A 12,689-nucleotide genomic window follows, 5' to 3' on the forward strand; every position below is an offset into this window, starting at 1 on the left:
CCGGCGGGGGTGATGCCGGACAACTCGATCGGAACGGATTTATTGCCCGCCGACCGCAACTTGTGAGCTAACTCTAGCTGCGATCAAGACGCTTACACTTGATTGTTGTTGTTAGCCTGAAATATTTGCAATAAATGGCGGATTGAGCGAGAGCAATTAGCAGCTTGTCCCGCAAGCCGATTCAACAGCGCAAAATCGTTGCTGCACCACAGCAATGCATTGCTGTCCAAGCAGGTGCATCGTACTCAGGCCGAGACAGCGTGCCGCGTCAGATCCTGCAAAGACACATAACGCAAGACCGATTCATGGGTCGCCTCCAGCACCACCGGCGGCGCCACGCCAGCGTCCAGCGCCTCTTTCCAGCGCAGCGCGCAAAGGCACCAGCGATCACCCGGCTTCAAGCCGCTGAAACGCATTTCCGGCCGTGGCTGCGACAAGTTATTGCCGCGTTCGGCGGAAAACGCGAGGAATTCCGCCGTCACCCGTGCGCAGACCACGTGACGCCCCAGATCATCAGGCCCCGTCTCGCAGCACCCCGTGCGAAAGAACCCGGTCAGCGGGTCGTAACTGCAGGCCTGCAGCGGCCCGCCCAACACGTTGCGTTCGATCGTCACCAATGCCTCCTGTTCAGCGGCCGCCGCCGTCGCGTTTCACTCAGATCGCGAATATGTGCTTGACCCGCAGCGTCGCAACACCGCTTTCGGCGATCGCGATCAGCCGATCGATATTCGGATGCTTGCCCGGATTCGCGCGCGCATCTTCCGTATGTTCAGCGTAGAGCTCGACGCCCTTCTTCGCTGCTTCGATATTGATCGAGCCGTGCAATTGCGCAAGGTGGTTGTACACCGCCAACGAACCGGCCTGGCCCGGCTTGTTTTCGATCGTCGCAACGACGGCGCCTTCCGCGTCGATCAGCTGAATGGCTTCGAGGTGGGAAACCTTGGGAAGTTGCTTGAGGGTGTCGGCAAAACTCATATCGAAATCCTGGTGCGGAAATGAAAAACCACGCCGCAGCGCGCGGCGCCGGGGCGTGGTCAGAATCAAAGAAACCTCAGATCTTCTTGGCCAGCGCAGCCGCTTCACCGATGTAGCTGCCCGGCGTCATGTCGAGCAGGCGCTGCTTGTCGGCCTCGGGAATCGCCAGTGTCTTGACGAAATCCTGCAGCGCCGCCTTGGTGATGCCGGTGCCGCGGGTCAGCGCCTTGAGTTGCTCGTACGGGTTCGGCACGGCGTAGCGGCGCATCACGGTCTGGATCGGCTCGGCCAGCACTTCCCAGGCGGCGTCCAGATCGGCGGCGAGCTTGGCCGGGTCGGCTTCGAGCTTGTTCAGCCCGCGCAGGCAGGATTCGAGGCCCAGTACGGTGTGGCCGATGCCGATGCCCATGTTGCGGAGCACGGTCGAGTCGGTCAGGTCGCGCTGCATGCGCGAGATCGGCAGCTTCTCGCTGAAGTGGCGCAGCACCGCGTTGGCGACGCCGAAGTTGCCCTCGGCGTTCTCGAAGTCGATCGGGTTGACCTTGTGCGGCATGGTCGAACTGCCCACTTCCCCGGCCTTGAGCTTCTGCTTGAAGTAGCCGAGCGAGATGTACATCCAGATGTCGCGGCAGGCGTCGATCAGCATGGTGTTGCCGCGGCCGATGGCGTCGAAGAGCTCGGCCATCGAGTCATGCGGCTCGATCTGGATGGTGTAGGGGTTGAACACCAGGCCCAGCGACTCGATGAAACGCTGGTTGAAGGCGGCCCAGTCGAAGTCCGGATAGGCGGAGAGGTGGGCGTTGTAGTTGCCGACCGCGCCGTTGAACTTGGCGGTCATCTCCACCGCTGCGAAGGCCTTGCGCGCGCGACGCAGGCGGTAGGCGATGTTGGCCATCTCCTTGCCCAGCGTGGTCGGGCTGGCGGTCTGGCCGTGCGTGCGCGAAAGCATCGGCAGCTCGGCGTGCTGGTGCGCCAGCGCGACGAAGCGGTCCACGACCTTGTCGAAGGCCGGCAGCAGCACCGCCTCGCGGGCTTCGGCCAGCATCAGCGCGTGCGAGACGTTGTTGATGTCTTCCGAGGTGCAGCCGAAGTGGATGAACTCGGTGACCTTCATGACCTCGGCGTTGTCGGCGAAGCGCTTCTTCAGCCAGTACTCCATCGCCTTGACGTCGTGGTTCGTCGTCGCCTCGATCTCCTTCACGGCTTCGGCATCGGCCACCGAGAAGTTGGCGATCACGGCGTCGAGCTCGGCGATGGTGGCCGGCGAGAAGGCGGCGGCTTCGGCGATGTGCGGCTCGGCGGCCAGCGCCTTGAGCCACTCGATCTCCACCCGCACGCGGTTACGGATCAGCCCGAATTCGGAGAAGTGCGGGCGCAGCCCGTCGACCTTGCCGGCGTAGCGGCCGTCGAGCGGAGAGAGCGCGGTGAGCGGAGTGGTGGTCATGGTGGTCGGCCCGGAGGAAGCAAAGCCTTGAATTATAACGAATCAGCGCACACGCCCAGAAGCGGAATCTGCGTCGCGCTCAACGTCCGGCACCCAGCAGTGTGCGGTAGCGATCCACCAGACGGGCGGCCAAACCCGTGATCTCGTAATGCTCGACGATCCGGGCGCGCGCAGCCTGGCCCAGCACGTCGCGTTGCTGCCCTGCCAGCAGCGCCACGATGGCTTCCGAGAAGGCGTCCGGCGTGGCGGTCACGATCCGCCCGGTATCGCCAACGATATCCCTCGCATCGCCAACGTCGGTGCTGACCACCGGTACACCGCAGGCCATCGCTTCGGCCAGCACGTTCGGGAAGCCCTCGCTGCGCGAGGTCAGCGCAAGCAGATCGAAGGCCGGATAGAGCTGCGCGACGTCATGGCGCGGGCCGAGCAGGTGCACCACAGCGCGTAACCCGAGTTCATCAAGCCATGCCGCGAGTTCGGCGTTGCCGTCGTCGAGATCCTTGCCGACCAGCACGAAACGGGCGTCCGGTCTGATGCGCCGCACCCGCGCCGCGGCATCCAAAAAGAGTCGGTGATTCTTGACCGGACTCCAGCGCGCGACCATGCCGATCAATGCGGCGCCCTCTTCCACCCCGAGGGCGCTGCGCAAAGCGTGTCGGGCCGAGGCGTCGGGCCGGAATTGCGATACATCCAAGCCATTCGGCAGCACCTCGGTGCGCGCTGCCGGCCAGCCAAGATGCGCGGCGCAGTAAGCCGCGCTGCGGGCCGAAACATTGAAGATGCGCGCCACACGGCCAACGTACCAGCGCGACAGTGCAATCGTCATGCGGGTGAAACGGCTGTGGCCATGCGCCGCGTCGGGTGTGTCACGCACGCTCCAGCACACCGGCACCCCGATGCGTGCGGCGAGGAAACTGGCGGCCAGATTGCCGTGGTACATCCAGCCCTGCAGCAAGTCAGGCCGTAGCGCGCGCACGGTCTCGATGAGTCGCCCCACCTCGGCAAACGGCCAGCGCCCGGCCTTCAGGCCGATGAACACCGGATCGATGCCGATGGCGCGGAACTGCGGTGCGAGCGTGTCCAGCCCCCCGAGCACCACCAGCGACACGTCAAGGGCCTTGCGATCGACGGCCGCCAGCAACTTGAGCAAAGCATGCTCAGCACCGCCGATGCCAAGCCCGGTAATCACCACACAGACACGGATCGGAGACGTCATCGCTTCAGGGTTGCGCGGTTTCATCCGGCGCAGGATCGCGCTCGGCGCCGGACTCGACCTCTTCCCACACCCGCATCCACAGCATCTTGCCGATCAGCACCCCCACCCAGACCAGCAGCAACATCCCCTGCGACGCGCCGAGCTTCCACAACAGCAGCCCGGAGAGCGCAATGGTCAGATTCAGTGCCCACAGCAGGGGCACCGACAACTCGACCGACATGCCCTTGAGGCACAGAATGTGGTGCAGGTGGGTGCGGTCGGGCCGCATCGGCGAGGCGCCCTGAAGGATGCGGCGCACGGTCACGGTCGCCATGTCCAGCAAGGGCAGCGCCACCGCGTACAACAGCAGCACCGGCGGCATCGCGGGTTGGGCACCACGCGACAGGTGGATCGCAAACCAGCACAGCAAGGTGCCAAGGGCCAGCGCACCGGCATCGCCCATGAAGACATGGGCACGGTCGAGCATCGGGTGGCGCGCGTTCACGATCAGGAAACCGGTCACTGAGGACATCAGGCCGACGACCAGCAAGACCTCGGTCTGCCGGCCCGCCGAATGCGCAGCAATCAGGTACACGAGCAAGGCAATCATCACATGCCCGCCCGCAAGGCCGTCAGCGCCGTCTGAAAGATTGAGCGCATTCACCACGCCGACGATCACGACCATCGTCACGGCAGTGTCCAGCGGTCCGAGCGGTAAACCGCCAGGCACACCCGGAATCGGCACGCTGTCGAGCGAGAACCCGGTGGTGCGCAACAGCAGCCAGGCGGCGATGCATTGCACCACCAGCTTGGTACGGGCAGATACCGGACGCGCGTCGTCAATCACGCCCACCACCAGCACCAGCCCTACCGGCAGCAGGGCTTCGTACAGGTTGCCGCCAATGCCGCGCAACTTCAGCGCGAGCACATACGCAGCGAGGATCGCGAGCCCACCGACGACCGGTACCGCGCGCCCGTGCTGCTTGCGCGCATCCGGCTTGTCCATCAACGCAAGCCAGGGCGCCAGCCGCGCCAGCACCAGACAGAAGATCAGCGACAGCGCGAAGGGGTAGAAGAGGTAATTGAAGCTCACGCGATTCCCGCCACCGCAGACGGCTCGTCCATTCCGTACACCTGCAGCGTTCTCGCCACGATGCGTTCGTCCGACAACTCGGCGAGCACGTCTGCACGCGCCTGCGCCCCCATCCGCGCGGCTCGCGCCGGGTCGTCAAGCAAGGCCAGGATCGCCGCGGCCAGCGCCGCCGGGTCACCCGGGGGGACCAGCAAACCATTCACGCCGTCGACCACCAACTCGCGCGAGCCGGGCACGTCGGTCGCCACCATCGGCTTGCCACAGGAGGCCGCCTCCAGCAGCGCACGCGGCATCCCTTCGCCTTGTGTGCTCGCCAGCACCGCGATATCCGCGTGTTGCTGCAAGGCCACCACATCACTGCGGTGGCCGAGGAATTCTACCGAAGCCTCGTCGCGCCACTGTTGCAAGGTGTGTTCATCAATGCTTTCCGGGTTACCCGGATCGGGCGCGCCCGCCAACAGCAGGCGGGCGTCCGGATGCCGCTGACGCACGATGCGCGCGGCGGCTACGTATTCGGCGACCCCTTTGGACGAGAGCAGGCGGCCCATCATCAGCACCGTCTTGCCCGATGACACCTCAGTGGGTGGCGCAAATACGCGGGTATCAACACCGTCACCGGGAATCACATGGACGCTGGCGCGCGAGAGTGCGCCGAGTGCGGCCAGCGTGTCGCGGTTGTCACGGTTCTGGAAGATGACCTGAGTGCCGACCAGCGCGCGGCGGTAGAAGCCCACCACCACCGGCCGGATCATGCGCGCCTTCCAGGTTGTCGCCAGCAGCGCGAACCCCAGCCCGGTGATCGAATTGACCACCCGCGGTACGTGGGCCTTTCGCGCCGCCCACGAACCGTAGAGTACGCATTTGATGGTGAAGTGATGGACCAGATCGGGCTTGAGCTTGCGGTACAGCGCGAGCAGCCGGTACATGCTCAGCCGCTCCTCGACCGGATGGATGCCTGAGCGCGACAATGGAAAAGCGCGCCAGTCGAAACCGGCCCCTCGCAACCGCTCACCAAACTCGCCCGCCGGGCTCAGCAGGATCACTTCATGCCCCGCGTCGCGCAAGGCGCGCGCGAGCGAGAGCTTGAAGTTCCACAGGAACCAGTCGGTGTTGGCGAACAGGACGATGCGCATGCGCTCAGCCGATATGGCTGCGGTAGCGCTGGTGCCATTGCTGGAACATCAGCACATCCCACAGGTAGTAATGCCATTGCGCCTGACCGGAGAGGTGTTCGTTCCACTTGCGCCGGATCGGCGCCGGATCGAACAGGCCGCTCTCGGCGAGCGCAGTCGGTGTCAGCAGCGATTCGGCCCACTCGCGCAGCGGGCCCCGCAACCACGGCCCGAGCGGCACGCCGAATCCCTGTTTGGGGCGCTCGAACAGGCTGCGCGGCACATGGCGGGCCAGCAGCTCGCGCATCAGCCACTTGCCGTTGCCTTCGCGCACCTTCAGCGATTCCGGCACCGTCCAGGCGAACTCGAGCACGCGTCGGTCAAGGAAGGGCGCGCGGGTTTCCAGGCTCACCGCCATCGCGGCGCGATCGACTTTCACCAGAATGTCGTTCGGCAAGTAGGCCAGCGTGTCGTGCGCCTGCATGAATTCGATGTCGCTGAGCCCGGCGCGCGCGGCCGATTCGGCCAGTTCGAGCGGCGCAAGGCGAGCGCCTGGCACCAGCGTCGCCGGGTCTTTCCAGTGTGAAATCAGCTCGTCGTAGAAACCCGCCGGCGAACGTTCGCGCAGCATGCGGGCGATGCGCGCGAACTTGTCGCCCGGCGAATTGCGCAGCAGCCTCGGGCACGCCGGCCCGAGCGCCGCGCCAAGGCTGTCCCATGCCCGGGAAGGCACCATGCCCACGCCTGCTGCAATCAAACGCCGCAGCGGATACGGCACTTTGCTGGCGCGGCGCCAGAACCCGTCGCCCACCAGATAGCGGGTATAGCCGGCAAAGAGTTCATCGCCCGCGTCGCCCGATAGGGCCACCGTCACATGCTGGCGCGCGTGGTGCGACACCAGCCAGGTCGGCACCTGCGACGAATCGGAAAAGGGTTCGTCGTAGAGATCTGCGATGCGTGGCACCACCGCCAGCGCATCGTCACCGGACAGGTAGAACTCGTGATGTTCGGTACCCAGATGCGCCGCGACCTCGCGGGCAAAGCGGGCCTCATCGAAGGCATCCTCGCGGAATCCGATGGTGAAGGTCTTCACCGGCTGCGAGGCGCGCTTCTGCATCATCGCGACGATCAGCGAGGAATCGATACCGCCGGACAGGAAGGCACCAAGCGGCACGTCCGAGAGCATTTCCTGCTCGACCACTTCGCCGAGCACCTGCTCGAAGCGATCGACCCAGCCCGCTTCCGCCCCTGCTGCTTGCTGTCGCGCGTCCGCGCCGCTTGCCATTGCATCGACCAGCGACCAGTAGGCCTTGGGCGCGCCGGGCTTGCGATCGCGCACCTCCAGCCAGTGCGCCGGCGGCAGTTTGGCGACGCCCTGCCAGACGCTGAACGGCGCCGGGATGCTGTTGTAGTGCATCAGCATGCCGACCGCGTCGCGATTGATCTGCCCGCGCCACGACGGATGAGCGTACAGGGCCCGCAGTTCGGATGCGAACAACAGCGTGCCATCGGGCATGCTGCCGTAGTACAGCGGCTTCTCACCGAGGCGGTCGCGCGCCAGGATCAGGCGACCGCCTTCCCTATCCCACGCGGCGAAGGCAAACATGCCGTCGCAGCGCGACAAGGTGCCCTCCACGCCCCAGAAATCGAGCGCCTCGATCAGCAACTCGGTATCGGAATGCCCGCGCCAGGCGATGCCGCCGCGCGCACGTTCCAGCTCGGCACGCACCACCAGGTAGTTGTAGATCTCGCCGTTGAAGACAATGGTCCAGCGGCCGGAAGCCGCGTGCATCGGCTGATGCCCGGCCTCGGTCAGATCGATGATGGCGAGGCGTCGGTGTGAAAGCGCAAGGCCGACGTCGGCGAGCGCAAACTCCCCGCGCCCGTCCGGGCCGCGATGCTGGATCGCCTCACCCATGGCGCGTGCGAGACCGCACAGCGCTTCACTCGAAGCAGCGGAGGCGCCCCAGAATCCGGCAATGCCACACATAGCGATGCGTCTCAGCTCACAAAGTCGTTGAGGGTAACGGGCGCGCATAGCAGCATCAAGTCGCCGCCTCGCGCAAGGCTTGAGCAAGCTGCGTGCCGATCAGCGCGGCCGAGTACTGGCGTTCGATCTGCTGGCGCCCGACGCGGCCCGCCTCGCGCGCAGCCCCATCGTTGCCGAGCAGCGCGAGCAGTTGCCCGATCCAGTCGTCATCCGATTCCGCGCCGAAGGCGCCGCCGCCCGCGATAACCTGGGCATTCATGCCATACGGCGAAGCCACCGCCGGCACGCCGCAGGCGAGGTAGGTCAGCATCTTGAAGCTGCACTTGCCGCGCGTCCATGGGGTATCGGGCATCGGCATCAGGCCGACCCAGGCGGATTGCACCGCCGCAACCTCGCTCGACGGCGACCAGGGCACGAATTCGACGCGGGCCGGGTCCAGCCGTGCCCACTTCGGTGCCGCGTTGCACACCACACGGAGCCGCGCATCCGGCACAGCCGCCAGCAGGCGCGCGAGCGGCGCTTCGATCGCATACAGATACGGCAGGCCGCCGGCGCTGCCTGACCACACCAGCGTCGGGCGCGCTGCCCGCTCACCGGGCACCCAACGGTCGGTGTCGACGCCCGTCGGCAACACCTTCACCGGGGCAAAGCGCGAAAAGTGCGCGGCGATGTAGTCGTTGCCGCACAGCACCGTGCGACAGCGGGCCGCCAGACGGTCGATCATGCCCCGTCGCTGCGTCAGCCAGATCGCGTCGTCCACATCAAGTACTGCCGGCGCGCGGCACAGATGCTCAGGCCAATCGAATGTCGACACCATCTCGCGCTGGAACAGCACCACGTCAGCCCGATTGCCCGCGGCCGCCGCGAGCGCACGTTCGGCAAGCGTCGCAATGAACCAGGGCAACCGCTGTGCCCCCGGGCCGGGTGGATAGCTGCCGAAGCGTGCCGGGCGCTCGCGCAGACTCACCCCCCCCGCCGCGAGTTGCGGCAGGTATTGCTGGACGCGAAAGCGCGCAGACGGGACATCGCGCCCTTGGGTGAAGGCGAGCGCCGAAATGGTCTTCACGATCGCGCCGCGCCCCCGCCCAGGCGCGCCAGCAGCATCCGGCGCAGGCCTGCCGCATCCAGCGCAAGGACCACCAGCGCATAGACTGTCGCACCGGCCAGCACCTTGACGACCAGACCAACGACCCCGGCAAGCGGCAGGCAGAGCACCACAAGCGCCATGGCCGCTGCGGCCCCGCCAACCGCGGCGAGATCCCGCATGGCCCAGCGCGGCGACAGGGTGCCGCGCCCGACCAGGTAGCTCGCGACACAGCCGCAGCCTTGTGCGACGACCGCCACCCCCGCCGCCGCCGCGATGCCGAAACGCGGCACCAGCCACAGGTTGAGCGCAAGACCAAGCAAGGCACTGCCCCCGGCGATCAGGCTCTGAATACCCATGCGCTGCGACAGGTGCAAGGGCAGATCGAAAAGATAGGTGCGCACGCCGCCGAGCAGCGCCGCCAGCGCGATCCATGGCATCACCAGCGCGGCATCGTCGCGGAAGCCGGCGCCCAGCAATACGCCCGCCAGATCCCGCGCCACCAGCGCAAAGCCCAGCGTGGCCGGCACCATCACAAGCAGCGACAACTGGGCGTAGCGGTCGAGTTGATTCTGCAGATCCGGCGCGCGCTTTTCCCAGGCCGCGATAAGGCGCGGGAACCAGGCGAGATGGAAGGCGCTGAAAAGCAGTCCGAAACCCTGCTGCGCAACGTCGCCCGCTGCACCATAGGCGCCCAACTGCGCCGGCGCGACGCTCGCTGCCAGCACCAGGCGATCGCCCCACTGCAGGAGCGCCCCGGTGAGCAGGGCAAACCCTACCGGCACCGCGTAGGTGCGAATCTCCGGAAGGCTTTCAGGCCTGAATCGACCCAGCAGCACCGCCGCCCAGGCAAGGCGCCCGAACACCGCCGTCGCGAGCAGATACGCAACACAGGTTGCCGCCACGGCGCCGGAGGCCCCCATGCCTGCCATCAGCGCCGAGCTTCCGACCGCCAAGGCGATGACCGATTTGAACAGGTACAGCCGGCCATAGCGACGGGCTTGCAGGGTGCTGGACGAGTGCTGCGCGGCAAAGTCGAACACGCCTTGCGACACGCCAAGCATCAAGGCCAGCCCGATCACGCCGACCGGAATCCATGAAGGTGCCAGCAGCGCGAAGACGCCCGCGAGAACCGAGACGCAGGCGGCCGCAGCGAGCAACAGGCGGCCGAATGTCGCAACCAGCTCCGCGCCGCCGGGTCGCGGCAGAAAGCGCGCCAGAGACGAATGAATAGGCTGGATCAGCACTCCCGCCACAAAGGTGCTCAGCACGACAGCGAGCGTCCAGGTCGAATAACCCGCGGGCCCCATCAAGCGCGCGAACACCGAAACGGTGACCACGGCCAGGGCGCCGGAAGCGCCCCGGAAGACGAAGTAGGCCAGGCTCGATCGCAGCGACATCAGCGCATCAAAGGCGACGAAGCCGGTATTCGATTTCGTAGCACGGGAACAGGTAGCACAGGTTCTCTTCGTAGAACTCCTGCACCCAGGTGGTGAGGTTGAAGATCGGTCCGATCGCCCGTTTCAGCAAACCACGCACCGGAAACGGAGAATCAAATCCAAAGCGAACGGCCGCCAATTCGAACGCAGGCGTGCGTCCGTAATTGGGCACCTTGCGGCGCAACAGCGCATCTCGCGCAAAGTACGACATGGTGTAGAGGCCGAAAAAGCGGCTGTGGGTCGGGTCTGAATAGAAATACGGGTTCGCGAAATGCGGCACCTTGATCGTCGCAATCGCGCCGGGCGCCAGTGTGCGGCCGAGTTCGTCGATCAAATGCGGCAAGTCATCGATGTGTTCGAAGAAATGCGCCGAATAGCAGGCGGAGACACTGTGCGCAGGCAGCTGGGCCAGCGATTCGAAAACATCGCCGACCAGATCCACACCGGGGAAATCCAGCGCATCAAATCCAACGGCTTCGGCATCGCGTTTGTGTGGCCCGCAGCCCAGCTCGATCGACAGGCGCTCGCCCGCCTGGAATCGGGCCAGTACGCCCCGTTTGTCGATGACGGCCATGTGGATATTCTTTGCGATGGTAGATAGCCGCCGAGTATACCGTCCGTCGCGCAGGGCTCAGCGGGCGTTCAGCGGCTATTCAGGCAGTTGAAGCTGCGCACCGATACAGGCGGTTGATATTCGTCCGCCGTGGCGGCCCACTCCCTGAGCATGCCGTGATGCCGCGGAAAGCCCTCGCACAGCACCAGCGACATCCGCTCGACCCCGGCTGCGTCGCCAGCCATGCCCTTGGCGAGCAGGCAGTGCGTACCCAGCCCCCAGGACGGGCGCGCCTTGAAGGCCGCGTCGCACTGCTGCGCGACGCGCGCCGCCGTGGCGCGCACCGGTTTCCAGGTCTGCAGTTCGAGCGAGCGCGCATGGTCGGCAACAATCGACCAGTCCGATATGCCGGCGAGCTCGGCGCGAATGCGCGCTCGTTCGACATCCGTGGTCTGACTGCGTCGGCTCGACCAATCCGCGTAGGCGCGTTCGACAATGATGTAATCGCGTGCCACCCATAGCAGCCCCACAACGAAGACCGCACCCAGCGTCTTCATCGCCCACGCCGGAACTTCAAAGGTCCGCGCACCAGGATCAGTCGCCGAAAGGATCCCGCAGAAGAGCCCCGCCGGAATGATGAAATAGGCGTACCAGAGCGGGTATTCCACCATGCTGTGCAAGCCGATCACCGACAACCCGCACAGCGCAAAGAGCCGCTCGGGTGTCATCGGCACCCGCAACTGCCGGATCAGCCACCAGCCCGCCAGGCCGACGAACAGCACGGCAAACGGCAGCCCCATCGTCGCCGCCAGATGCAGCGGCAGGTTGTGGGCATGCTCGGCGAACTTGGAAAACGGCACATGCGGCGTCAGCGGCATCTGCTCGACCGCCCAGCCATGAAAGCCCCCGACGCCAACGCCCAGCCACGGGTGCGCCTTGATCGCAGATACTGCCAGCGACCAATCGTAGAGGCGCTGGCCGTTGGAACCGGCGTCCGCGGCGCGGGCGATCGAGGAAGTCACCCCAAGACGATCGAGCAGGCCACTGTTGGCAAACAGAACCTGGACAGCCAGCGCGGTGCCACCAGTCGCAATCGCGAGCTTTCCTGCTGATCGCGCATCCCCGCCCGGCGCACGGAGCGCCCAGACACCCAAGAGCATGAAGGCGATCATGTAGAACCAGGGCGCACGCGACGCGGAGGCAGCGATGAAAACCGCAAATCCGAGCACAGAGCAGGCCAGCACGACTCGGGGAACATGGAAGCGCTTGGCCCCACCAATCACCGCAACGAGCCCAAGGCTCAACAGCGCCGCGTAGTGATTGGCCTGCCCGATATTCCCGTACGCCTGTTGGTAGATTTTTGCGAGCACCAGGCCGTGAAGATCGACGCCGGCCAGTTGCAGGGCCCCGATCGCAGACTGCAACAGCGCACAGCAGTAGAGGCCCGCCAGGACAGCGCGAACAGTGCGCACCTGGTCAACGGCCACCAGGCCATTCGCGAGCCAGAACAGCGCAAGGTACACGCACAACCCGACCATCGCCCCAGCAAGCGACACCTGCGTCGCCGCGATCACGCCGACCCCCACCGCAAGCAAGACTGCGAGCGGTCCCACTCTCACCCTGGCTTCGGTCGTCAGCCAGGCAGCCACAACGAGCGTCGCCGTGAAGCACTCCACCCAGAACATGACCTGCGGGGTCGAACGCAGGGCCAGCGCCGTCGGAATGGCCAAGGCGAAGCAGAGCGCCCAAGCGCGAATGGGGGAAGCCAATTTATCCATCATGGGGAAGCTCTGACGCCGTCTTC

General features: G+C 65.7%; 11 protein-coding genes. All 11 read right to left on the reverse strand.

All coding sequences use genetic code 11. The annotated features are described in order from the left end of the window. Positions 1-245: 245 nt before the first annotated feature. Entirely contained in the window at positions 246-614 is a 369-nt protein-coding gene (locus GGR36_RS10175; protein ID WP_183634478.1) for a DUF2237 family protein, read from the reverse strand. Between the two features lie 40 nt (positions 615-654). Then, positions 655-975, reverse strand: a complete 321-nt coding sequence (locus tag GGR36_RS10180) for a DUF2322 family protein (protein ID WP_183634973.1) — start codon at positions 973-975, stop codon at positions 655-657. A gap of 76 nt (positions 976-1,051) precedes the next feature. Beyond that, positions 1,052-2,419 (reverse strand): adenylosuccinate lyase, encoded by a 1,368-nt coding sequence (gene purB, locus GGR36_RS10185; RefSeq protein ID WP_183634479.1) that lies wholly within the window; start codon positions 2,417-2,419, stop codon positions 1,052-1,054. A 79-nt stretch (positions 2,420-2,498) separates the two neighbouring features. Then, positions 2,499-3,659: a glycosyltransferase gene (locus GGR36_RS10190; RefSeq protein WP_183634480.1), complete on the reverse strand. Its 1,161-nt coding sequence runs from the start codon at positions 3,657-3,659 to the stop codon at positions 2,499-2,501. Continuing rightward, entirely contained in the window at positions 3,640-4,707 is a 1,068-nt protein-coding gene (locus GGR36_RS10195; protein ID WP_183634481.1) for an MraY family glycosyltransferase, read from the reverse strand. The genes GGR36_RS10190 and GGR36_RS10195 overlap by 20 nt, the downstream gene beginning before the upstream one ends. Continuing rightward, positions 4,704-5,840 (reverse strand): glycosyltransferase family 4 protein, encoded by a 1,137-nt coding sequence (locus tag GGR36_RS10200; protein WP_183634482.1) that lies wholly within the window; start codon positions 5,838-5,840, stop codon positions 4,704-4,706. Before GGR36_RS10200 ends, GGR36_RS10195 begins: the two co-directional genes overlap by 4 nt. A gap of 4 nt (positions 5,841-5,844) precedes the next feature. Continuing rightward, the gene (gene asnB, locus GGR36_RS10205) at positions 5,845-7,809 is read right to left on the reverse strand and encodes an asparagine synthase (glutamine-hydrolyzing) (protein WP_183634483.1); all 1,965 of its coding nucleotides are present in this window, start codon (positions 7,807-7,809) and stop codon (positions 5,845-5,847) included. Positions 7,810-7,864: 55 nt separating this feature from the next. Next, the gene (locus tag GGR36_RS10210) at positions 7,865-8,875 is read right to left on the reverse strand and encodes a glycosyltransferase (RefSeq protein WP_183634484.1); all 1,011 of its coding nucleotides are present in this window, start codon (positions 8,873-8,875) and stop codon (positions 7,865-7,867) included. Next, a complete protein-coding gene (locus tag GGR36_RS10215) occupies positions 8,872-10,293 on the reverse strand; it encodes a lipopolysaccharide biosynthesis protein (protein ID WP_183634485.1) in 1,422 nt (473 codons plus the stop codon). Before GGR36_RS10215 ends, GGR36_RS10210 begins: the two co-directional genes overlap by 4 nt. Before the next feature lie 7 nt (positions 10,294-10,300). Further along, a complete protein-coding gene (locus tag GGR36_RS10220) occupies positions 10,301-10,906 on the reverse strand; it encodes a methyltransferase domain-containing protein (RefSeq protein WP_183634486.1) in 606 nt (201 codons plus the stop codon). 68 nt (positions 10,907-10,974) lie between these two features. Further along, a complete protein-coding gene (locus GGR36_RS10225) occupies positions 10,975-12,615 on the reverse strand; it encodes a PglL family O-oligosaccharyltransferase (protein WP_183634487.1) in 1,641 nt (546 codons plus the stop codon). Between the last annotated feature and the right edge of the window lie 74 nt (positions 12,616-12,689).

The organism is Niveibacterium umoris, from assembly GCF_014197015.1.
Taxonomy (GTDB): Bacteria; Pseudomonadota; Gammaproteobacteria; order Burkholderiales; family Rhodocyclaceae; genus Niveibacterium; species Niveibacterium umoris.

Bases quoted from the DNA above. Each gene is read 5' to 3' on its own strand.
- GGR36_RS10190 (WP_183634480.1), bottom strand. From the start codon at position 3,659: ATGAAACCGCGCAACCCTGAAGCGATGACGTCTCCGATCCGTGTCTGT.
- GGR36_RS10200 (WP_183634482.1), bottom strand. From the start codon at position 5,840: ATGCGCATCGTCCTGTTCGCCAACACCGACTGGTTCCTGTGGAACTTC.
- purB (WP_183634479.1), bottom strand. From the start codon at position 2,419: ATGACCACCACTCCGCTCACCGCGCTCTCTCCGCTCGACGGCCGCTAC.
- asnB (WP_183634483.1), bottom strand. From the start codon at position 7,809: ATGTGTGGCATTGCCGGATTCTGGGGCGCCTCCGCTGCTTCGAGTGAA.
- GGR36_RS10220 (WP_183634486.1), bottom strand. From the start codon at position 10,906: ATGGCCGTCATCGACAAACGGGGCGTACTGGCCCGATTCCAGGCGGGC.
- GGR36_RS10215 (WP_183634485.1), bottom strand. From the start codon at position 10,293: ATGTCGCTGCGATCGAGCCTGGCCTACTTCGTCTTCCGGGGCGCTTCC.
- GGR36_RS10180 (WP_183634973.1), bottom strand. From the start codon at position 975: ATGAGTTTTGCCGACACCCTCAAGCAACTTCCCAAGGTTTCCCACCTC.